Source organism: Candidatus Nardonella dryophthoridicola (assembly GCF_017656055.1).
In the GTDB taxonomy this organism is placed as follows: Bacteria; Pseudomonadota; Gammaproteobacteria; order Enterobacterales; family Enterobacteriaceae; genus Nardonella; species Nardonella dryophthoridicola.
This window is the reverse complement of record NZ_CP069383.1, coordinates 83,805-108,320: the sequence shown is the minus strand read 5'-3', so window position 1 is coordinate 108,320 and position 24,516 is coordinate 83,805. Positions and strand designations below refer to the sequence as shown.

Annotated in this window: 21 protein-coding genes, 6 tRNA genes and 1 pseudogene; 12 read left to right on the top strand and 16 right to left on the bottom strand. The window is 14.0% G+C overall.

Annotated features, from left to right (window positions below):
- The first annotated feature begins 54 nt into the window (after positions 1 to 54).
- The 8 genes from JRY34_RS00565 to JRY34_RS00530 all read left to right on the top strand — a co-directional run bounded on the left by JRY34_RS00565 (position 55) and on the right by JRY34_RS00530 (position 6,738).
- Positions 55 to 603, top strand: coding sequence for an inorganic diphosphatase (locus JRY34_RS00565; protein WP_208967009.1), 549 nt, complete (start codon positions 55 to 57; stop codon positions 601 to 603).
- Positions 593 to 1,138 carry an oligoribonuclease gene (gene orn / locus JRY34_RS00560; protein ID WP_172597155.1) on the top strand — a complete coding sequence of 182 codons (546 nt, stop codon included), beginning with the start codon at positions 593 to 595 and terminating at the stop codon, positions 1,136 to 1,138. The genes JRY34_RS00565 and orn overlap by 11 nt, the downstream gene beginning before the upstream one ends.
- A gap of 199 nt (positions 1,139 to 1,337) precedes the next feature.
- Positions 1,338 to 1,844: a 23S rRNA (guanosine(2251)-2'-O)-methyltransferase RlmB gene (locus JRY34_RS00555; protein ID WP_148708378.1), complete on the top strand. Its 507-nt coding sequence runs from the start codon at positions 1,338 to 1,340 to the stop codon at positions 1,842 to 1,844.
- Positions 1,841 to 2,329 (top strand): 30S ribosomal protein S18, encoded by a 489-nt coding sequence (gene rpsR / locus JRY34_RS01180; RefSeq protein WP_148708377.1) that lies wholly within the window; start codon positions 1,841 to 1,843, stop codon positions 2,327 to 2,329. Before JRY34_RS00555 ends, rpsR begins: the two co-directional genes overlap by 4 nt.
- A 6-nt stretch (positions 2,330 to 2,335) precedes the next feature.
- Positions 2,336 to 2,800, top strand: coding sequence for a 50S ribosomal protein L9 (gene rplI / locus JRY34_RS00545; RefSeq protein ID WP_148708376.1), 465 nt, complete (start codon positions 2,336 to 2,338; stop codon positions 2,798 to 2,800).
- Positions 2,797 to 4,158: an asparagine--tRNA ligase gene (gene asnS / locus JRY34_RS00540; protein WP_208967008.1), complete on the top strand. Its 1,362-nt coding sequence runs from the start codon at positions 2,797 to 2,799 to the stop codon at positions 4,156 to 4,158. Before rplI ends, asnS begins: the two co-directional genes overlap by 4 nt.
- A 6-nt stretch (positions 4,159 to 4,164) precedes the next feature.
- Positions 4,165 to 6,651 (top strand): valine--tRNA ligase, encoded by a 2,487-nt coding sequence (gene valS / locus JRY34_RS00535; RefSeq protein ID WP_208967007.1) that lies wholly within the window; start codon positions 4,165 to 4,167, stop codon positions 6,649 to 6,651.
- Between the two features lie 15 nt (positions 6,652 to 6,666).
- A tRNA-Ile gene (locus JRY34_RS00530) sits at positions 6,667 to 6,738 on the top strand.
- Here JRY34_RS00530 and rpoD read toward each other — a convergent pair.
- The 4 genes and pseudogenes from rpoD to rpsU form a co-directional block, all read right to left on the bottom strand.
- Positions 6,739 to 7,965, bottom strand: coding sequence for an RNA polymerase sigma factor RpoD (rpoD, locus tag JRY34_RS01175; protein ID WP_478210067.1), 1,227 nt, complete (start codon positions 7,963 to 7,965; stop codon positions 6,739 to 6,741).
- Between the two features lie 54 nt (positions 7,966 to 8,019).
- Positions 8,020 to 8,088: pseudogene (locus JRY34_RS01170) on the bottom strand (sigma-70 factor domain-containing protein); the annotation flags it as partial.
- 37 nt (positions 8,089 to 8,125) lie between these two features.
- The gene (gene dnaG, locus JRY34_RS00520; protein ID WP_208967129.1) at positions 8,126 to 9,799 is read right to left on the bottom strand and encodes a DNA primase; all 1,674 of its coding nucleotides are present in this window, start codon (positions 9,797 to 9,799) and stop codon (positions 8,126 to 8,128) included.
- A gap of 1 nt (position 9,800) precedes the next feature.
- Entirely contained in the window at positions 9,801 to 9,971 is a 171-nt protein-coding gene (gene rpsU, locus JRY34_RS00515) for a 30S ribosomal protein S21 (protein ID WP_148708371.1), read from the bottom strand.
- A 76-nt stretch (positions 9,972 to 10,047) separates the two neighbouring features.
- Here rpsU and tsaD point away from each other — a divergent pair, with 76 nt between their 5' ends.
- Positions 10,048 to 11,064, top strand: a complete 1,017-nt coding sequence (tsaD, locus tag JRY34_RS00510; RefSeq protein ID WP_232513736.1) for a tRNA (adenosine(37)-N6)-threonylcarbamoyltransferase complex transferase subunit TsaD — start codon at positions 10,048 to 10,050, stop codon at positions 11,062 to 11,064.
- On the opposite strand, the gene JRY34_RS00505 is transcribed toward tsaD, so the two are convergent.
- From JRY34_RS00505 to rpsT, 3 genes are read right to left on the bottom strand one after another with little or no spacing between them, the layout of a single operon-like run.
- Positions 11,065 to 12,267 (bottom strand): tRNA nucleotidyltransferase/poly(A) polymerase-related protein, encoded by a 1,203-nt coding sequence (locus JRY34_RS00505; RefSeq protein ID WP_233455698.1) that lies wholly within the window; start codon positions 12,265 to 12,267, stop codon positions 11,065 to 11,067. It abuts the gene before it with no gap.
- Entirely contained in the window at positions 12,239 to 12,751 is a 513-nt protein-coding gene (locus tag JRY34_RS00500; protein ID WP_148708369.1) for a flavodoxin, read from the bottom strand. The genes JRY34_RS00505 and JRY34_RS00500 overlap by 29 nt, the downstream gene beginning before the upstream one ends.
- A 2-nt stretch (positions 12,752 to 12,753) precedes the next feature.
- Entirely contained in the window at positions 12,754 to 12,999 is a 246-nt protein-coding gene (gene rpsT, locus JRY34_RS00495) for a 30S ribosomal protein S20 (protein WP_208967128.1), read from the bottom strand.
- 122 nt (positions 13,000 to 13,121) lie between these two features.
- Between rpsT and ileS the strand changes: the two genes are divergently transcribed.
- Positions 13,122 to 15,956 carry an isoleucine--tRNA ligase gene (gene ileS, locus JRY34_RS00490; protein WP_208967127.1) on the top strand — a complete coding sequence of 945 codons (2,835 nt, stop codon included), beginning with the start codon at positions 13,122 to 13,124 and terminating at the stop codon, positions 15,954 to 15,956.
- Here ileS and rsmA read toward each other — a convergent pair.
- From rsmA to tkt, 3 genes are read right to left on the bottom strand one after another with little or no spacing between them, the layout of a single operon-like run.
- Positions 15,951 to 16,718: a 16S rRNA (adenine(1518)-N(6)/adenine(1519)-N(6))-dimethyltransferase RsmA gene (gene rsmA, locus JRY34_RS00485; protein ID WP_208967126.1), complete on the bottom strand. Its 768-nt coding sequence runs from the start codon at positions 16,716 to 16,718 to the stop codon at positions 15,951 to 15,953. The genes ileS and rsmA overlap by 6 nt on opposite strands.
- Entirely contained in the window at positions 16,708 to 17,949 is a 1,242-nt protein-coding gene (locus JRY34_RS00480; protein ID WP_208967125.1) for an RNA polymerase beta'' subunit family protein, read from the bottom strand. The genes rsmA and JRY34_RS00480 overlap by 11 nt, the downstream gene beginning before the upstream one ends.
- 1 nt (position 17,950) lies before the next feature.
- The gene (gene tkt / locus JRY34_RS00475) at positions 17,951 to 19,966 is read right to left on the bottom strand and encodes a transketolase (protein WP_208967124.1); all 2,016 of its coding nucleotides are present in this window, start codon (positions 19,964 to 19,966) and stop codon (positions 17,951 to 17,953) included.
- Positions 19,967 to 20,284: 318 nt separating this feature from the next.
- On the opposite strand from tkt, the gene ligA reads away from it, so the two are divergent.
- Positions 20,285 to 22,048 carry an NAD-dependent DNA ligase LigA gene (gene ligA / locus JRY34_RS00470; RefSeq protein ID WP_208967123.1) on the top strand — a complete coding sequence of 588 codons (1,764 nt, stop codon included), beginning with the start codon at positions 20,285 to 20,287 and terminating at the stop codon, positions 22,046 to 22,048.
- On the opposite strand, the gene JRY34_RS00465 is transcribed toward ligA, so the two are convergent.
- Positions 22,014 to 22,087, bottom strand: a tRNA-Lys gene (locus JRY34_RS00465). The genes ligA and JRY34_RS00465 overlap by 35 nt on opposite strands.
- 2 nt (positions 22,088 to 22,089) lie before the next feature.
- Positions 22,090 to 22,164, bottom strand: a tRNA-Val gene (locus JRY34_RS00460).
- Positions 22,165 to 22,224: 60 nt separating this feature from the next.
- Between JRY34_RS00460 and gltX the strand changes: the two genes are divergently transcribed.
- A complete protein-coding gene (gene gltX, locus JRY34_RS00455; protein WP_208967122.1) occupies positions 22,225 to 23,649 on the top strand; it encodes a glutamate--tRNA ligase in 1,425 nt (474 codons plus the stop codon).
- Positions 23,650 to 23,660: 11 nt separating this feature from the next.
- On the opposite strand, the gene JRY34_RS00450 is transcribed toward gltX, so the two are convergent.
- The 4 genes from JRY34_RS00450 to JRY34_RS00435 form a co-directional block, all read right to left on the bottom strand.
- Positions 23,661 to 23,734: transfer RNA gene (locus tag JRY34_RS00450), tRNA-Pro, on the bottom strand.
- Positions 23,735 to 23,753: 19 nt separating this feature from the next.
- Positions 23,754 to 23,828, bottom strand: a tRNA-His gene (locus JRY34_RS00445).
- Between the two features lie 4 nt (positions 23,829 to 23,832).
- Positions 23,833 to 23,904, bottom strand: a tRNA-Asn gene (locus JRY34_RS00440).
- Entirely contained in the window at positions 23,895 to 24,515 is a 621-nt protein-coding gene (locus JRY34_RS00435; protein ID WP_208967121.1) for a phosphatase PAP2 family protein, read from the bottom strand. Before JRY34_RS00435 ends, JRY34_RS00440 begins: the two co-directional genes overlap by 10 nt.
- Position 24,516 lies beyond the last annotated feature (1 nt).

Here is a 24,516-nt window from a genome sequence, read left to right as displayed (position 1 = left end):
ATATTTTTTTATATAATAATTATACTAAAAATTATAAAATTTTAAAATAAAATTATGTTTAATAAAATTGAATCAGGTAAAAATATACCACATAATATATATGTTATAATAGAGATTCCTTATGGAAATAATAATATAAAGTATGAAATATCTAAAAAAAATAGTTTATTATATGTAGATAGATTTATTAAAAATACAGTTTATTATCCTTTTAATTATGGATATATAAATAAAACAATATCATCAGATAATGATAATTTAGATGTTATAATTCCTATAAATTACAAAATAAATATAGGAACAATAATATTGTGTAAACCAATAGGTATAATAAAAATGTATGATAATAATATAGAAGATAATAAAATAATTGCATTACCTGATGATTCTATAAGTGATGAATTTAAAGATATTAATAATATTTCAGATATATCAAAAGATAAATTATATAAAATAAATTTTTTTTTAAATAATTATAAAACAATAAACAATAAATCTTTAATAAATATATTAGAATATGGTAATAATACTGATGCAAAAAAAGAAATTATATTATCTATTAAAAAATTTAAAAAAAACAATAATAATAAAAATGAAAAATAAAAAATTAATATGGATAGATTTAGAAATGACTGGATTAGATCCAAATAAATGTTTTATATTAGAAGTTGGTATTTTAATAACCAATATTAACTTAAATATATTATGTGAAAGTTTTAATATAATAATACATCAAGATGATGAAAAGTTATTAAATATGGATAAATGGAATACTTTAACACATACTAAAAATGGTTTATTAGATAAAGTTAGAAAAAGTAATATAAATGAAAAAGAAGCTGAAAAAAAAATAATAGATTATATATCTAAAATATGTTTATATAAAGAATCTCCTATGTGTGGTAATAATATTAGTCATGACAGAAAATTTTTATTAAAATATATGCCATTTTTAGAAGATTTTTTTAATTATAAACATATTGATGTAAATTCAATAAAAGAATTTGTTAAAATATGTAAACCTAATATTTCACTAAATTATAAAAAAAAAAATATACATAGAGCTTTATTTGATGTAAAAGAATCTATAAAAGAACTAATATTTTATAAAAAACAAATATTAAACAATAATGTTTAAATATAAAAATAATTTTAAAATTTTTTATATTTTTTATTTAAATAAAATATAAATATACTATTTTATAGTATAATAAAATATATAATTATAATATATTTATTAATAGATAATATAAAATTAAAAATATAAAATAATATTTTTTTTTATATTATATTTATATTAAATAAAAAAAATATTATAATTAAATTATTTATTAAAAATGTACAAAGATTTCGAAAAATTTAATTTTTTATTAAAAGATAATATTATATTAATATTTGATAGAATATGTGATCCTAGAAATTTAGGTTCTTGTTTAAGAACAGCTTTCTCCTTTGGAATAAATAAAATTATATTATCAAAATATTATACATGTCCAATAAACAATTCTGTTCTTAGATCATCAAGTGGTTATTCAAAAAATATTAATATAATAATTATAAAAAATTTAAATAAATTTATAAAATATCTAAAATATAATTATTATTATATTATAGGTACATATTTAAATACAAATAATTATATATATAATTTCAATTATAATAATTATAAAAACATTGTTATAATAATTGGATCAGAAAGTACAGGAATATCTAAAAAAATAATAAAAAAATGTGATTTATTAATTAAAATACCTATGAAAAATAATGTTGATTCAATAAATTTATCTGTAGCAACAGGAATAATATTATATGAAATTATTATAAAACAAAATAAAAAAATATGATAGATTATGAAATAATGATAATTTTAGATCCAAACAAATATGATTATAATAATAGTATAAATTATTATACAAATATTATAAATGATTTTAATGGAATAATACTAAATATAGAAAATTTAGGATTAAAAAAATTATCATATAATATAAATAAATTATATAATGGTATATATATTATATTTAATATAAATATACTTAAATTAAATATAGTAAAATTAAAAAATAAATTTAGTATAGATAATAATATTATAAGAAATTTGATAATAAAAAAAAAAATTAATAAAAATACTAAAACTTTATATAATATGATTGATTATAAAAATGTATTTTTTTTAAAAAAATTTTTAACAGAAAATTTTAAAATTTTACCGAGAAAAATTACAAAATTAAAATATAAATTACAAAAAAGATTATCTAAACAAATAAAAATTTCAAGATATATGTCTTTATTACCTTATACAGATAATCATTATCTATTAAAAACATAAATTTATATGATAAAAATAATACTAATAAAAAAAATAAAAAATAATAATGTAGGAGATATAATTAATGTTAGAAAAGGTTTTGCTAATAACTTTTTAATTCCTTTTGAATATGCATTAATAGCTAATAATAAAAATATAAATAATATAAATAATTATTTAGAAGAAATAAATAAAAATTATATAAAAAAAAGTAATTTTTTAGAAAAAATAGAAAATAAAATAATAAATTATTGTAATAATAATGATATAACCTTTTATGTTAAATCTTTAAAGAACAAATTACTTTATATAATAAAAGAAAAAGATATAATTTTTTATATAAAAAAAAATATAGATAATAATATAAATATTAAAATTAATAATATATTTATAATAAATAAACCTATAAAAAATATAGGTAAATATGAAATAAATATAAAATTAAATAAAATAATAAATATTGTAATAAATATATTAAAAAAAAAAAAATGAAAATATTATTAATAATTAATTTATTTAAAAAATATAATCTTTTTATAAATAAAAAGATATATATATTTGGTTGGATTAAAAATATAAGATATTCTAAAAACTATATATTTATAGAAATAAACGATGGTTCTTGTATAAAAAATATTCAAATATTATATCTAAAAAATAAAAATATAAATTATATAAAAAATATAAATATAGGATATTCAGTATTTATTTTTGGTAAAGTTATAATATCAAAAAATATTAATAAACAAAAAATAGAAATATTATTAATTAATTTCAAAATTATAGGTAATATAGAAAATCAAAAAAAATATCCTATATCATCATCAAAATATAACAAAATAGAATTTATAAGAAAATTTTTTCATTTAAGACCAAGATCTAAATTTTTTGGAGTAATTTCTAGAATACGTAATTTTATATATATAGAAATAAATAATTTTTTAAATAAAAATAATTTTATATGGGTACAAACTCCGATAATAACGTCAGTAGATACTGAAAATTCTGGAAATTCATTTAAAGTTTCTTCATTAGATATATATAATAATAATAATAAAAAAGAATTAGATTTTTTTAAAAAAGAATCATTTTTAACTGTTTCCGGACAATTAAATTTAGAATCATATGCATTATCTATGTCAAAAGTTTATTCATTTGGACCTGTATTTAGAGCTGATAATTCTAATACTAAAAAACATTTATCTGAATTTTGGATGCTAGAGTTAGAAGTTGCATTTAGAAATATAAAATATATAATAAAATTCACTATATATTTAATAAAAAAAATTTTTCACAAATTATTAAACAAATTATATGATGATGTATATTATATTAGTAAATATAATAATTATGATATAAATAAAGTATATAATGATTTAAATAAAGAATTTATTACATTAGAATATTATGAAGTAGTTAATATATTAAAAAAAAAATTTAATATAAAATGTGAAAATGACATAACTACAAAATATGAAAATATTTTATTAAAATATTTTAATTGTCCAATAATAATAAAAAATTTTCCAAAATCAATTAAACCATTTTATATGAAATTAAATAAAAATAATTTAACAGTATCTTCATTTGATATTATATTTCCAAATGTAGGAGAAATAGTAGGAGGATCTGAAAGAGAATACAGAAAAAATTTAATTATAGATTCTATAAAAAATAATAATATGAATATAAATTTATATAAATGGTACATAGATCTTAGAAAATATGGAACAGTTGCGCATTCTGGTATGGGAATAGGTTTCGAGAGATTATTAATGTACTTTACTGGTATAAAAAATATAAAGGATATTATTCCTTTTCCAAGATATCCTAATAATTTACATATGTAAAAGAAAATGAAAAATAAATATTATCCAGAAGTAATAGAAGATTATATAAAAAATATATGGAATTTATATAATAAAAATAATATAAATAAAAATAAAAATAATAATAATTATTATAGTATATTATTACCTCCTCCAAATATGACTGGAAATATACACATAGGTCATATATTACAATATTTTATAGTTGATTTTTATATAAGATTTAATAAAATGTTAGGAAAAAAAACATTATCCATTTTAGGAATAGATCATGCAGGTATATCTACTCAAATATTAATAGAAAAAAAATTTTTAAATGAAAATAAAGATATTAATTTATTAATAAAAAATACTTTAAATTTTAAAAAAAATATTAAATTTAAATTAATAAATGATTTAAATAATATTGGTGTATTAATAGATAACAAAAATAAAATAAGATTTACATTAGATAAACATTATCAATATTCTGTAAATAAAATTTTTTCTACATTGTATTATGATGGATTAATATATAAAAATAATAAAATAATTAATTGGGATATAAAATTAAAAACAGTAATACCTGATTTAGAAATAATAAATAGAAAAAAAATAGATTATATTTGGTATATAAAATATTATTTTGTAAATTCAGAAATTAAAGATAAATTTATTGTAATTTCAACAACAAAACCAGAAACTATTTTTGCTGATTCAGCAATAGCAATAAATAAAAATGATATAAGATATAATAAATATATAGGAGAAAAAGTACTAGTTCCTATAATAAATAGAATAATAACAATAATACATAGTGATGAAGTAATAATTAATCATGAATCTGGATGTATTAAAGTATCACCATCTAATAGTTTTAATGATTATAAAATAGCCTTAAAAAATAATTTAAAAATAATAAAAATATTTGATAATAATTTTATAATAAAAGATTTTTTTGAAATTTATGATTTAAACAATAATTTAATATATACAGAAGAATGCCCAAATATATTTAAAAAATTAGACATAATATCTTTAAAAAAAAATATATTAAATTTTTTAATTAATAATAATTATATATTTAATAAGAAATATAAAATTATAAATGTTAAATATAATTCTAGAAATATGTCCAAAATAGAACCTTATATAACAAATCAATGGTACATAAAAACCAATAATATATCTAAAATAGCTATAAATTTAGTAAAAAATAAAAGAATATTATTTTTTCCTAAAAAATATGAAAAAATTTATTTTAATTGGTTAAATAAAATAGAAGATTGGTGTATATCTAGACAAATATGGTGGGGACATAAAATACCTATATGGTATAATAAAAATATTATATATTCCGGAATAAATGAAAAAGATATTAGAAAAAAATTTAATATACCAAAAAATACAAAATTAATACAAGAAAAATCTGTTTTAGATACATGGTTTTCATCATCTATATGGAGTTTTGTTTCATTAGGATGGCCTAATAATATAAATAAATTAATAAAATATTATCCACATAATTTAGTAATAAGTGGATTTGATATAATATTTTTTTGGATATCAAGAATGATAATGATATCATCATATATATTTAGAAAAAATAGTTATTTAAATTTACCATTTAAAAATATATACATAACAGGATTGATAACTGATAAAAATGGTAATAAAATATCAAAAACTAAAAATAATATAATAAATTATTTAGATATTTTAAATACTAATATAAAAAATAAAGAGTATTTAGGAATAGATTCATTAAGAATATCTTTACTTTCGTTAAATAGTACTTGTAAATATATAAACTTTAATGAAAAGTTAATATTAACTTATAATAAATTCTGTAATAAAATATGGAATGTATTATATTTTATTATTAGTAAAATAGATTTTAATATTATAAAATACAGTTTTTATTTAAAAAAAATTGTTTTAAGTAAAAAAAAAATATATATTAATAATATTAATTTATATAATAACTGGATAATAGATAAATTAAACACTATATTATCAATGTATAATAATTTAACTAAAAATTATAGATTGGATATATTAATAAAATATATATATAATTTTATATATATAGATATATCAAGATACTATATAGAATTTATAAAAAATAAAATTAAAATAAAAAATAAAATTATTAATAATTATATATTATTTTATTTATTAGATACAATAATAAAAATTTTACATCCAATTGTACCTTTTATTACGGAAAAAATAAACATAGATATATTATTAAAATTAAAAATTAATAATATTAATAATAATTTATTAATAAATAATAAATTTCCAAATATAATTTTTGATATTAAAAAAGATTGTAATAATATTATAAATATATTATTATATATAATAAAAGAAATAGGTAAATTAAATAGAAATATAATAGTTTATATTAAAAAAAAAAAAATATTCTATAATATAATAAAAATTAATATAAATAAAATAATTTGTAATAAAATTGATATAAAATTTTTATTATTAGAAAAAATAGAAAAAGACTTTATAATAAATTATTAAAAAAAAATGTTTTTTAGCTCTTTAGCTCAGAGGCAGAGCAGACGACTCATAATCGTTTGGTCGTTGGTTCGAATCCAACAAGAGCTATTAGTTTTCTATAAAATTTTTTAATATATTTGAATTATTAATATTTTTTAATTTTTTTAAAGCTTTAGCTTCTATTTGTCTTATTCTTTCTCTTGTAACATTAAATTTTTTTCCTACTTCTTCTAATGTATAATCAGTATTCATATCTATACCAAATCTCATTCTTATTACTTTTTCTTCTCTAGGATTTAATTCTGATAATATATTTTTTATAACACTTTTTAAACTATCAAATGTAGCATGATCTAATGGTAAATTAGAAGTTTTATCTTCTATAAAATCTATTATATGTGTATTATTTTCATCACCAATAGGTGTTTCTATAGATATAGGTTCTTTTGAAATTTTTATAATTTTTATTATCTTATCTTCTGAAATAGACATTTCTTTTGATAATTCTTTTATTGTAGGTTCTCTACCAAAATTTTGTATTATTTTTCTAGAAATTTTATTTAATTTATTAATAGTTTCTATCATATGAACTGGTATTCTTATTGTTCTTGCCTGATCAGCTATTGATCTAGTAATTGATTGTCTTATCCACCATGTAGCATATGTAGAAAATTTATATCCTTTTTTGTATTCAAATTTATCAACAGCTTTCATTAAACCTATATTACCTTCTTGTATTAAATCTAAAAACTGAAGACCTCTATTTAAATATTTTTTAGCAATTGATATAACTAATCTTAAATTAGCTTCTATCATATCTCTTTTGTATTTTTTAACTATTTTTTTACTTTCTGTTATTTTTATATTAATTTTTTTTATATTATTTATAGTTATATTATATTTAAATTCTATTTTTTTAATTTTATTAAATAACTTTATTTTCTTTTTATTTTTTTTATTATTTTTAATTTTTTTTTCAATACTATTTATACTTTTAATTATTTTATTTACAAAAATAAATATATTATTAATTATTTTTTTAGAAAATATTATTTTTTTTAATATATAAAATAATTTATTACATTCTATTTTATATAATTTAGAATTTTTATTAAAATTAATGTTTATATACTGAAGTATTTCATACTGTATTTTTAATTCTAAAAATATTTTATTTATAATTTTAAAATCAATATTTTCTTCAATTATATTATTATTTAAATCATTATTATTTTTTTTATTGTTATTATTTATTTCTATAGAACCAATAACTATATCTGATATTTTTAAATTACCTTTTAATACTAAATTATATTGATTTAATATATATAATATTAAATCTGGATACTTTATTAATGAAAATTTAATTTGATTTATACCTTTTTCTATTTTTTTTGATATTATAATTTCCTCTTCCTTTGTTAATAATTTAACATTACCCATTTCTTTCATATACATTTTTATAGAATCTATATTGTTCATAATATTATAAAATTTATTTTTTTATTTTTAATATATTTTTTTTTAAAATATTTATATTATTATAAATTTTCAATAATTTTTTAATTTTTTTATAAAACAAAATATTATTTAACCATTTTAATATATCATTAAAAACTAAATATATATTATCTTTTTTTATTAAATTATTATATTTATACATTTTTAAAATAAAATTATAATATTTTTTATTTTTAAAAAATAAAATATTTTTTTTAAAAGAGTTTATTTTATTAATTTTACAAAATTTGTATAAACTTATAAAAAATTTTATTTTAAAATTTTTTGATTTATATAATTCATTATATTTATTAAAATCTATATTTAAATATGTATTTTGTATAAATAAACTTATTAATAATTTAAATTGATTTATATAACATTTATTATTATTATTTTTATATATATTTTTTCTATTTAGAAAAAATACTTTGTTTATTTTTTTAATTAATTCTTTTCTAACAAATAACTTCATTAAATTTCCGGGAATTAATTTTATAAATTTATTTATTTTATTTATAAAATATATTTTATTAAAAATATCAAATTTTTTTATCTTAGTAAAATAATAATTAAATATTAAATCATAAAAATTTTTGGAATTTTTTAAAATAAAATTTTCAAATTTATATTTTGTAACTTTATTTATAAAAGAATCAGGATCTTCATTTTTAGGTAAAAATATAAATTTTACTTCTTTATCATCAGTTATATATTTAATAGTATTAATTAATGTTTTAAAAGCTGCTTTATTACCAGCATTATCATTATCAAAGCAAAATAATATTTTATTAGTATATTTAAATAATAATTTAATTTGAAAATCTGTTATTGAAGTACCTAAAGAAGATACAGAATAAAATATTTTTTTATTAAATAAAGATATAACATCAGAATATCCTTCTACTAATAAAATTTTTGGTATATTTTTATTAAAATGTAAGTTTACTTCAAATAATCCAAATAATACATTATTTTTTCTAAATATAATACTATTTTTACTATTAATATATTTTAATTTATTTTTTAATAAACTTCTTCCTCCAAATCCTATAATATTTCCATTAATATTTTTAATAGGAAATATAATTCTAAAATTAAATAAATCATTATATTTTAAATTTTTATTTACTAATCCTATATATAATATTTCTTTAAAATACTTCTTATTTTTAAATATATTTAATATTTGATTTTTATAAGAAATTCCTATATTAAAATGTTTTATAGTATTTATACTCCAATTTCTATTTTCTAAATAATGTATTTTATTATTATTTTTTACATAATTCATTAAATTATTATGATATATATTTGATATAATATAATTTATTTTATAATATAAACTATATCTGTTAAAGTATTTATATTTTAAATTATAAATTTTGAAATTATTTATTATATATTTTATTGAATCAATATAACTTAATTTTTCATAATTCATAATAAAATTGATTATATTACCTTTTGATCCACAACCAAAACAATAATATATACCATTTTTATTTAATATAAAAGATGGTTTTTTATCAATATGAAAAGGACATATAGCAAAATAATAATTTCCTATTTTCTTAAAATTTAATTTTTCATTAATAAAATTAAAAATATCATAATAATTTATATTACTAATAATATTAGATTTATTATAAATAATATTTTCATTCATATTATTTTTTTTTTTTTTTTGAAGATTTACTATTTTTTCTTTTTGTAGAAGGTTTTTCATGAAATTTTCTACTTTTACATTCTGATATTATACCTAATTTATCGCAAGTTTTTTTAAATTTTCTTAAACATGTCTCAAAATTTTCATTTTCTTTTATATTTATAGTTATCATAAATTTATTATTTAATATTTTTTATTTTTTATAAAGTATTTATAATATTATATTATAAATATAAATTTAAAAAAATATGATTAGAGTTTTAGGAATAGAAACTTCATGTGATGATACATGTATTTCAATATATGATGATAAAAAAGGAATAATATTAAATACTAATATCAATCAAAATAAGATTCATCATAAATATGATGGTATAGTTCCAAATTTAGCTTCTGATAAACATATAAATAATATATATAAAATTTTTAAAAAAAATAAAATAAATTTTAAAAAAATTTCTTTAATAGCTTATACAAATGGACCTGGATTATTTGGATCTCTTATTACAGGTGTATACATTGGAAAATCATTAGCATATTCATTAAATATACCTTCTATACCTATAAATCATATAGAAGCTCATATGATATCTCCTATGATTAATAATAAAAATATAAAGTTTCCGTTAATAGGATTAATAATTTCTGGTGGACATACTGAATTAATAAGATCTTATAAAATAGGTAAATATAAAATAATAGGTAAAACATTAGATAATTCATTAGGTCAAACTTTCGATAAAGTAGCAAAAATTTTAAATATAAAATTTCCTGGATCTAAAATTATATCTAAAATATCAAAATATGGTAAATTAGGAAAATATAAATTTCCAAAACCTTTAATAAATTCAAAAGACTTAAATTTTAGTTTTTCTGGTTTAAAAACGCATATATATTATTTAATTAAAAATAATAAAAATATAACAATACAAGATAGATTTGATATATCAAGAGAATTTGAAAATTCAATAATAAATATATTAATAAATAAATCTATTAAAGCATTAAATAAATATAAAATAAATACATTATTAATATCTGGAGGAGTTTCTAAAAATGAAAATATAATAAAAAGTTTAAGAAAAAATATTAATAAAAAAATAAATATATATTATCCTAAAAAAAAAATACGTACAGACAATTCTATTATGATAGCTTATTTAGGATATATAAAATTTTTTAAAAATAAAAAAGAAATATATTATAAATATTTAAATAATTTAAGTATTATAATAAATTCTAAATGCTCTATAAATAATATATAATTATTTTTTTTTATCTAAAAGAATTTTTGTAATAAAAAAATTATATTTACTTTTATTGTTTATTATTTTTTTTATTATAAAAATATTTTTTTTTTTATAAAAAAAACCTTTATTTACAAAAATATTATATAATATATCTATATAAATATTTAAATTTATAAAGTATTTTTTAGATATTAAATTATTTGATATAAAATCAAAAAAACATATTTTTTTAAATATAATATAATTATTTATATTATTAAAAATTTTTATTTTATAAAATAAAGTTAATACATCATTATAATCTTTATATTTTATTAATAAAATATCATTTATATTATTTATAATATTATATAATAAATCTCTTATTTCTTTTTTAATACCAAATTTTTTAAATAAATTATATATTATATTATGCACTTTTAATTTTAATTTATTTTTTTTTTTATATAATTCATATAATATTATAGAAAATTTAATATATGGGCAATAAGGTATTTTTTTAATATTTCTTAAAATTTTAAAGAATATTTTTAAATCTGAATTATTTAAAATAATATATTTAAAATCTTGAAATACTTTAAAAAAAGATTTCGTTTTATATAATATATAAAAATATAATTCTGGATTGTTAGTTTTTAATGCTTTATATGTTTCTTTCCATATTCTTTCACTTGATAAATATAATAACTCATTAGAATAAGATATTTTTTTCATAATTTCTATAGTTTTATAATCTATTTTAAAACCTAAATAAAATAAATATGAAAATATTCTAGATACTCTTAAAACTCTTAATGGATCTTCTACAAAACTATTAGATACATGTCTTATAACTTTTTTTTTTATATCATTAATACCATTGTATGGATCTATAATATTACCATTTTTATCTTGAGCTATAGCATTTATTGTTATATCTCTTCTAAATAGATCTTCTTTTAAAGTTACATTAGGGGAAAAAATAAATTTAAATCCACAATAACCATATTTATATTTTATATCTTTTCTTGCTAATGCATATTCCTCTTTTGTTTTAGGATGTATAAAAACTGGAAAATTTTTACCAACCTTTTTAAATCCTAATTTTAACATATCTTTTATATTAAAACCTACAACAACCCAATCTTTTTCTTTTATTGGTAAATATAATAATTTATCTCTTACTGCTCCACCTACTAAATATATATTTTTATTTAAAAATTTTAATTTTTTTATCAATTTCTATTAACCATTTATTTATTCTTTCTTCAGTTTCATTTTTTTGATTATCTTCATCTATTACTAAACCAAGAAATTTATTTTTTTTTTTAATAAAACTTTTAGATTTATTAAAATTATAATTTATTTTATCAAATAAACCTAATAATCTAATATCATTTTTATATATAGATTTATAAATATAATATAATCCATCACAAAAATTATCAGAATAATTAACTTGATCACCACATCCAAATAAACATATATATTTATTATAAAAATTTATTTTTTTTAATTCATTTATTCTGCACTCCCAATCATATTGTAATTCACCATAAAACCACGTAGAAGATCCTATAAAAATTATATCATAATTATTAATTAAATTAATTTTATTTTTTGAAATATCAAAAATATTATTAATATTTAATTTTTTAGCTATAATTTTAGATATTTTTTCAGTATTTCCAGTATTAGTACCATAAAAAATTCCTATTTTCATAATTAAACTATTTTTATTATATTTTTATATATTCTAGATTTTATTCTAGAAACTTTATTTTTATTAAAAACATTTTTATATTTTTTATCTAATATAGATTGAAAAGTTTTATAATATAAAATAGCTTCATTTTTTTTATTATTTTTTATAAAGAATTTAATTTTTCTTATAGAATTTTTAATAATAGATTTTTTTATATTATTAATTTTATTTTTCTTTCTATTTATTATTGAATTTTTGTTTAACATTAAAATATATTTTAAAATTGTAAAAAAACTTTTTTTTATATTATAATAAAATTATATTTATTTTAAAATAAAAAAAAATATTTTTTATTAAAAATATTTAATAAAATTAAATTAATTTTATTATGAAAAATTTAAAACTTAATTTACCTAAAACTAAATTTTCTATGAAAGGAAATTTAATAGAAAAAGAAAAAGAAATATTAAATGAATGGGAAAACATTAATATATATTATTTTATAACTAAAAAAAATAAAAATAATAAAAAAAAATTTTTATTACATGATGGACCACCATATGCAAATGGTAATATACATATAGGAAATATTCTAAATAAAATAATAAAAGATATAATATTAAAATCAAAAAGACTTAGTGGTTTTAATTGTGAATATATACCAGGATGGGATTGTCATGGTTTACCAATAGAATTAAAAGTATTTAAAAATAAAATAAATATAAATAATATAAGTGATGATTTTAAAAATATATTAATAGAAAAATGCAGAAAATATGTTAATATTCAAATAGATAACCAAAAAAAAAGTTTTATTAAATTAGGTATAATAACTAATTGGAATAAATATTATTATACTATGAATTTTGAATATCAATATAATATACTAAAATGTTTTTCTGAACTATATAAACTTGGATATATAAAATTAAAGTATAAACCAGTTTACTGGTGTATAGAATGTAAATCAACAATATCAGAATTTGAAATATCATATAAAGAAATAAATTCTAATACATTATATTTTTATTTTAATGTTTATAAAGATATAAATTTCTATAATAAAAAAAATGTATTTAAAAATAAAAGTTTTAATTATAATGTATTAATATGGACTACAACTTTATGGACTATATTTGATAATGAAGCAATATCTATAAATCCAAATATATTATACAATATAATAAAAATAAATAATAATTATTTAATAATATCAAAAAGTTCTTTAAATAATTTAAAAAATAAAATATTTAAGGATAAATATAATATTATAGAAGAATTTTTAGGATTATATTTATTAGATATAAAAGTATTTAATAGTATATCAAATAAAATAATAAAAATAATATTTGATAATAATATAGTAGAAAATTTCGGTACAGGAATAGTACATATAGCTCCGGGTCATGGTATAGAAGATTATGAATTAGGTATAAAAAATAATTTAAATATAAAAAATTCGATAGACGAATTAGGAATTTATAATGAAAATATATGTGTAAAAGAATTATATAAAAATAACATTTTTAAATCCAATAATAAAATTATAGAATTTTTAAAAAAAATAAATATATATTTTTTTAATTTAAATATATATCATAATTATCCATTTTGTAATAGACATAATCAAAAAATAATATTTAGATCAATTTTTCAATGGTTTATAGATTTAAATCATAAAAACTTAAAAAAAAAATGTATAGATAATATAAAAAATGTTAATTTTATTCCTAATTGGGGTAAAAATAATATAATAAAAATGTTAATCAATAGAGATTATTGGTGTATATCAAGACAAAGAATATGGGGAGTTCCTATAGCTGTTTTTATAAATGAAAATAATATCCCTCATCCAAAAACTTATATATTTCTTAAAAAAATATGTAAATTAATTAGAAATAATGGTTCTGAAATATGGAATAAAATAAAAATAAAAGATTTTAATATAGATGATAAAATATATAAAAAAAATAAAGATGTTTTAGATGTATGGTTTGATTCAGGTATTAGTTTTATAAATTATATAAAAAAATATAATAAAAAAATAAATGAATATGATCTTTGTGTAGAAGGTATAGATCAATTTAGAGGATGGTTTATATCTTCATTAATAATATTTTTTGCATTACATAATAAAATACCATATAAAAATGTATTAATACATAAATTTATATTAAATAATAATGGAATAAAAATATCTAAATCATTAAATAATTATAACAATTTAAATATTAATAATTATCCTAGTGATATAATAAGATTATATATATCTAGTAATAATTATAAAAAAGATATTTTTTTTAATGAAAATTCTATAAATAATATAGTAGAATTATATAAAAAAATAAGAAATGTAATAAAATTTATAATATCTAATATAGAAGACGTAAAAAAAAATAAAATAATTAAAAATGAAAATAATTTATTAATAATAGATTTATGGTTTATTAATAAAATAAATAATATAAATAAAAATATAATATATAATTACAATTTTTATAAATTTTATATAGTAATAGATATAATAAAAAATTTTATATATAAAGATTTAAGTATATATATAGATTTAATAAAAGATAGATTATATACATTTAAAAAAAAATCTATATATAGATTAAGTGCTCAAACAGTATTATATAATTTATTAGATCTATTTTTAAAATGGATATTCCCTATACTTACATTTACATCATATGAATCATATAAATATATTAATAAAAAAAAATATAAAAATATATTTATATTAAAATGGAATAATATAAACATAGAAAAAAAATTCAATAATATTAATAAAATCCTATTAAAAAATAATTTTTGGAATTATATGTTTTATATTAAAAATATAATAAACAAAATTATAGAAGAATGTAAAGAAAAAAAAAAAATAAAAAATTCATTAGAAATAATTATTCTATTATATATAAAAAAAAATAAATATTATAGCTTTATAATGAATATGTTTATTGATGAATTAAATACTTTTTTTATAACATCAAAAATACTTATATTAGATAATATAGGAAATATCTGTAATTATATATATAAATATAATAATAATGATATATATATATATATATTAAAAAATAATTACATAAAATGTATAAGATGTTGGAATTTCTATGATAAAAGTTATTATTATATATTTAATATAAATAATAAATTATGTTTAAAATGTATTAAAAATATGTATTTACAATTTGAAGAAAGTAGATATTTATTATAATTTAATATAATTTGATAAATTATATATTTCATATAAAGATAATTTTTCTAATCTATTATTTAAAATTTTTTTATCTAACTTTTCTAAAAAAATATATTTTTTTAAAGAGTTTTTTATTTTTTTTCTTTTATTATTAAATAATATTATAGAAATATTTTTTATTTTATTAATATCTATATTATTATTAATTGAATTAAAATAAGGTTTTATATTTATAAAAGAAGATTTAACCTTAGGAATAGGATAAAAATTATTTGGATTTATGTTTTTTATTAATAATTTTATATTAAAAAATAAACTTAATAAAAAACTAATTCTACAATATTTATTTTTTAATAATAATAATTTATCAGATAATTCTTGTTGTATCATAATATTTATATCTTCTATATAAAATCTATATTTTATTAAATTTATTATTATTGGTATAGAAACTTTATATGGTAAATTTCCAATTATTCTAACTTTTTTTTTTTTTATATTATATATTTTACTTATATTAAAATATATTGCATTTTCTATAAATAAATTAATATTTTTATTATTAAAAAATTTAATAGGTAATATATTTTTATCTATTTCTACAATAGATATTTTATTATTATACTTTAATATTTCATTTGTTAAGGACCCTGTACCGGGTCCTATTTCCAAAATATTATCATTAAAAGATATGTTTACTAATTTTATAATTTCTTTTATAATATTATTATTTTTTAAAATATATTGATCAAAAATTGGTTTTTTTTTTTTAATTAACATTTTTATATATTTTAAACATATTTTTATTCTTTTTTATTATAAAATTTATATAAAAATTTATTTTTCTATTATATAAAATATTTGATATTATTTTTTCTTTATAAAAATCTATTAATTTCATACTTTCTATATTATATAATTTTAATAAAATCCATCTATTATTTATTAATATAGGATTTGATAATATATTTTTACAATTTATTTTTCTTATTTCTTTTAATAATTGATAATTAATATTTTTTTTTACAAAATAGTATTTTTTAATAAAATTAACATTTTTAAATTTTTTTTTTATAAAATTTAAATTATTTTTTTTATTATTTATACTTAAATAATTAAATAAATTAAAAATTTCTTTTTTATTATTAATAGTATTTTTATTATTTATATAAAAACAATTAAATCTTTTAACATAAACTATAGAATCAATATTAGGTTTTTTAACTTTACATATTCTTATTAAAAAAATATTATTATTAATAATAATTTTTTTTTTAAATTCTATTTTTTCACTTTTTAATAAGTTTATTTTCTTTCTTATAAATATAGGAATATTTTTAAAATTTATTTCATTATATTTTATAAAATTTATATTATTACTTTTTTTTAATAATATATTATTTTGTAACTTAACTAAATTATTTTTATTATAAAAAAAAATTTTTGATATTTTATCAATAATTTTATTGTTAATTTTAATACTATTTATTTTTAATATATATAAATTCATTTTACAATATAAATTTTTAATAAAATTATCACTTATATTAAAATAATTTTTATAATAATCTATTTCTTTATCATTAATAAATATTTTATTTTTTATATATTTATTTATAAAAATATGATTATATATTTTTCTTTTTATATATAATTTATAAAATTTTTTATTTATATTATTATCAAGAATATATTCTATATAATCCTTTTTAGATAAAAAATTTTTTTTTGCTTTTATACTTATAATTTTATTAATTATTTTATTATCTATTTTTATTTTTTTTCTAGAAATATTATAAATAATTATATCCTTTACTAGATTATTTAAATTAGATAAATCATAATTATAATTTTTATATAAATCATTATAAAGTCTATTATATCTAACATAATTTAATAAATCACTTTTTAGTATAATTTTATCATTAACAAAAGCTAATATTTTATCATTTATAATTATATAAAAAAAATAGTATATGTTACTTAATATAAAAATTACAAAATATATCATATTATATTTTTAAAAATAAATTAATTTTATTAATTATAGAATTTAAATCAAACTTAAATATATTTATTAAGTCTAAATCCGATCCTGATTTTCCAAAATCTTCTAAACCTATAATAATACTATCATTATAATTTACATATTTATACCAATAATTTGTAGTACATAATTCTATAATTATTTTTTTTGAATTATTATCTATTATATTTTTTCTATATTCTTTACTTTGATTCATAAATATTGATATAGATGGCATTGATATAATTTTACAATTTATATTTTTACTTATTAAATAATTATAAATTTCCATAGATATTTCTATTTCTGAACCTGAAAATATTATAGATATATTTAAATCATTATTTTTACTATTATTTTCTTTTAATATATATCCACCTTTAGATATATTATTAATATTTATATCTAAATCTATATAATTTTTTATTTTTTGTCTAGATAAAATTATAACAGTAGGTTTATTTCTATTTTCTATAGCATTTTTCCAAGCAAAAAATGTTTCTATTTGATTACAAGGTCTCCATAATATTAAATTAGGTACATCTCTTAATGAATTAATATGTTCTATTGGTTGATGAGTAGGACCATCTTCTCCTAATAATATAGAATCATGTGTATATATAAATATATTTTGAATTGACATTATAGATGACATTCTTATAGCATTTTTAGCATAATCTGAAAATACCAAAAATGTACTAGTATAAGGTATAAAACCTTTATATATAGATATACCATTTGATATTGCTGTCATAGCAAATTCTCTAACACCAAAATATATATAATTACCAGAAGTATTATACTTTATATATGATAGATTTGACCAATTAGTTAAATTACTAGAAGATAAATCTGCAGATCCTCCTAATAATTCTGGTAATAATTTTCCATATTTTTCTAATATATTTTTAGAAGCTTCTCTAGTAGAAATATTATTATATAAATCATTTTTTAAGAATTCATTTAAAAAAATATTATTTTTATATTCCCAATCATAAGGAAGAGATTTATTTATTCTTCTTATTAATTCTTTTGATAATTCTGGAAACTTATTTGAATATTCTAAAAATAATTTATTCCAATTTGATTCTTTAATATTACCTTTTTCTAAAGAATTCCATTCTTTATATATATCACTTGGAATAAAAAATTCATCATATATTTTCCAATTTAAATTATCTCTTGTTAATTTTATTTCTTCTTTACCTAATGGATTACCATGTATAATATTTTTATTAGATTTATTAGGAGATCCATATCCAATTATTGTATTACATATTATTAAACTAGGTTTATTTAATACATTTCTTGCTTCATTTATAGCATTTTTTATATCTAAACTATTATGACCATCAATATTTATTACATTCCATCCATATGATATAAATCTTAATTCTGTATTATCATTAAACCAATTTTTAGTATAACCATCTATTGATATACCATTTTTATCATAAAAAACTATTAGTTTACCTAAATTTAAATTTCCAGCTATAGAACAAGCTTCATGAGATATTCCTTCCATTAAACAACCATCACCTACAAATACATATGTATAATTATCTATTATATTATAACCTGGTTTATTAAATTGACTTGATAATACTTTTTCAGATATAGCAAAACCTACAGCATTTGCTAGACCTTGTCCTAAAGGTCCTGTTGAAATTTCTATCCCAGAAGTATTTCCATACTCTGGGTGTCCTGGTGTTTTAGAATTTATTTTTCTAAAATTTTTTAAATCTTCTATAGATAAATTATATCCTGTTAAATGTAGTATACTATATAATAAAATTGAACTATGTCCATTTGATAGTATAAATCTATCTCTATTAAACCAATTTGGATTATTAGGATTATGATTTATATAATCTCTCCATAAAACTTCAGCAACATCTGCCATACCCATTGCTGATCCTGGATGTCCTGATTTAGCATATTCAACTGAATCCATACTTAATATTCTTATTGCATTTGCTAATCTTTTTCTACTACAATTCATTTTTTTTATTAAAAAATTTTTTTTGAATCTTATATAATAAAATTATATAAGATTTTATTTATAAATAAAAGTATTATTATTAATTTTATTTAAAACATTAAAAAATAATAATAAAAAAAAATATATTTTATTAATAAATTCAATTATTTATTTTTTTTAATTTTTAATTTATTATTTTTATATTAATTAAAAATATGTAATATATTATAATATTTTAAAAAAAAAATAAACATTAACTATTTATTTAATTAAATATTTATTTTTACTTTTATATATATAAATAAAAAAAATAAATATTTTAAAAAAAAATAAAATATTATGAATAATATATCTAATAATTATATAAGTAAATTAATTAAAAAAATAAAAGAATTAAATTATTATTATTATATAAAAAATATATCTATAATACCAAATAAAAAATATGATATATTAATTAATAAATTATATTATATAGAAAAAAAATATCCACATTTATTTAAAAAATATACTCCATTATTAAATATAAATAAATGTATAAATAATAATAAAAAAAAATATCATATAATACCAATGTTATCAATAAAAAGTACTTATAATATTAATTATATTTTTAAATTTTTTAATAAAATAAAAAAAAATATAAAAACAAATAAAATAGAATTATGTTGTGAATTAAAAATAGATGGAATAGCTGTAAATCTTATATATAAAAATGGAAAATTAATAGAAGCTTTAACTAGAGGTAATGGATTCATAGGAGAAAATATAATAAATAATATTAATAAAATAGATAGTATACCAAAATATATAAAATATTATAAAAATTCTTTAATAGAAATAAGAGGAGAAATTTTTATATATAAAAATGATTTAATAGAAATAAATACTATAAGTAATAAAAAATTTTCAAATGAAAGAAATGCAGCTTCATCTTTGATAAGAAAAAAAAAAAATGATCTTTTAAAAAAATATTTAAAATTTATATGTCATGGAATAGGTTATTATAATGAATTAAATATTAATAAATATAGTAATGTTATAAATTTTATGAGATCAAATAAATTTAATATAAATAATTATAAAATAATAAATAAATATAAGTATTTAAAAAAATATATACATAATATTATAAATAATAGAAATAATATAAAATATCCTATAGATGGTATAGTTATAAAAATAAATTCTATAAATATACAAAATATGTTAGGAAGCAATTATTATTATCCGAAATATATTTTGGCATATAAATTTAATATAAATAATATAGTATCTAAAATAACGAATATAAATTTAAATATTAATAAATATGGTAATATTATACCTGTTGCCAATATTGATAATATATTAATAAATGGAATTATTATAAATAAAATAAATTTATATAATATAAATTATATATTAAAAAATAAAATAAATATAAATAGTATAATATATTTAAATATAATAGGAGAAATGATACCAAAAATAACAAATGTAATAAATAATAAAAATATAATAAAATTTAAAATTAATAATATTTGTTATTCTTGTAAAAAAAAATTATACATAAATAATAATGAATATATATGTAATAATAAATATTATTTATGTAAATCAAAATTTATATCTAATTTAAAAAATTTTATTTCTGAAAAAGCATTTAATATAAGAAATATAGGAGAAAAATTAATAAATAAAATAATAGATAAAAAAATTATTAATAAAAATTATGATATATTTAAAATAAAAATAGAAGATTTATTAAAAGAAAATTTTAATATAAATGAATCTATAAAGATTATAAAAAGTATTAAAAATTCCAAAAATATTAATATAAAAAATTTCATATATTCATTAAATATAAAAAATGTTGGAATAATAACATCTAATTATATATCTGAAAATATTAATAATATATATGATTTATTTTATATAAAAGATAATAATAATTTATTTAAAAATAAAAAAATTAAAAATAATATAATTAATAATATAAAAATATTTTTTAATAAAGAAGAAAATTTAGAAGAAATTAAAAATATAATAAACTTAGGAATAAAAATAAATTATATTAATACTAATATGGGTTGTACAGGAATCGAACCTGTGACCAATTGATTAAAAGTCAACTGCTCTACCAATCTGAGCTAACAACCCAATAGGTGATAACGGATTTGAACCGTTGACCTTCTCCTTGTAAAAGAGACACTCTACCAAATCTGAGCTAATCACCTAAAATAATTATATTTTTTTTATAATTATTAGTCAATATAAAATAAAAAAATAATTTTAAAATGAATAAAATATCAACTAGATTTGCTCCTAGTCCTACCGGAAATTTACATTTAGGAAGTTTAAGAATAGCTTTTTATTCCTGGTTATTTGCTAAAAAATATAATGGTAATTTTTTTTTAAGAATAGAAAATACTGATATTAAAAGATCAAACATAAAATATAATAATAATATTTTTAATGTATTAAAGATATTTAATATAATTTGGAATAATAAACCAGTATATCAAATAGATAGAATAGATAGATATAATGAAATAATAAAATATTTAATTGATAACAATAAAGCTTATATATGTATATGTAATATAAATTATTTAAATGATATAAAAAAAAAAAATATATTATTAAATAAAAAAAATAAATATAACAAAAATTGTAGATATAAATATATAGATATTAAATATTTAAAAAAAAAAAATAAAAATTTTGTAGTTAGATTTAAAAATAATATGAATGGTGAGAAAATAATATTTAAAGATTTAATATATGGTGATATAGAAATAGATAGTAATGAAATAGATGATTTTATAATACAAAGATCTAATAATATACCAACATATAATTTTTGTTCAGTAATAGATGATTGTGATATGAAAATAACTCATATAATAAGAGGAAATGATCATATAAATAATACTCCAAAACAAATTAGTATAATAAAATCAATAAATGAAAATATTCCTATGTATGCACATATACCTATAATGCTTAATGAAGATAAAAAAAAAATATCTAAAAGATATAATAATAATAATATAATTAGTATTATTAATAATGGAATTTTAAATAAATCATTATTAAATTATATATATAAATCTGATTTTGAATCAAATGATAATAATATATTTAATATAAATTATATGATAAAAAATTTTAGTTTAAATAAAATAAAAAAAAATTATAAAATTATTGATATGAAAAAAATAATAAATATAAATAAAATAATTATAAAAAATACTAATAATTTATATTATGAACTAAAAAAATATTCTGAAAAATATAACAGAAAATTTCTATGTTTATTTAAAAATGACATATATAGAAAAAAAATAGAAAAAATATTAAATCTTTACAATAATAATTTTAATACATTAAAAGAATCTTTAAATATAATAAAAAAATTTATATTTAATTTTAAATTAGATTTTAATATAATAAATAATTTAATAAATAAAAAAAAAATCTATTTTTTAATAAAACTTATTAAATTAGTAATAAAAGAAAAAAATAATTTTAATACAAAATTTATTAAAGATGAATTAGAAAAAAATAATTTAAAATTAAGAAATATTAGTAAATTATTAAGATATATATTAATTAATAATTGTAATGGTCCTAATATATTTAAAATAATAGAAATTATAAATAAAAAAAAAATATATTTAAATATAAAAAAAATAATAAATTTTTATAATAAAAAATAAATATACTTACTTCGGTAAGAGAGGATTTGAACCTCTGACCTACTAGTCCCAAACCAGTTGCTCTACCAAGCTGCGCTACTTACCGAAATTTTATTAAAACTATTGGGTGACTGATGGGAATCGAACCCATGACTTTTGGAACCACAATCCAAAGCTCTACCTTCTGAGCTACAGACACCATATCTCCCCCGACTGGATTCGAACCAGTAACATACGGATTAACAGTCCATTGTTCTACCATTGAACTACAGAGGAATATATAAATATTTATTTAATATTATATTTAATAAATAAAATAATACAATACTAAAATTAATATAAAATTTTATATCATTAATATGATGCATACCCATTAAAAATCTACTATACATATTAATTAAAAATATTAATATAAATGTATTATATAAACTGGTACTATATTTTAAATATTTCATATTATTTAAAATGTTTAAAATATACATATTACAAATTAATGAATGATTAGATGGAAAAGAATATGTTTTATTAAATTTAAAATCACTTGAAATATTAATTATATTTTTTTTAAAAAAAGAAAATTTTAATAAAAATGGTCTTAATACTTTATTTTTATTTTTTATAATATTATTTAAATATAATAATAGAATAATATATATTAAATTTATAATATATTTTATAAAAATTTTTGTATTATTATTAATAATATCTATAAAATATATTATATTAAATAAAAATATTTCTAATAGAAAAGAATTTTTTTTTGTAATAAAATTTATTATTTTATAAAAATAAAAATACTTATTATTTCTAATATATATAGGGTGCCATAATATATTATTATCTAAAAAAATATTATTTATAAAAATAAATAAAATATAAAATATCATA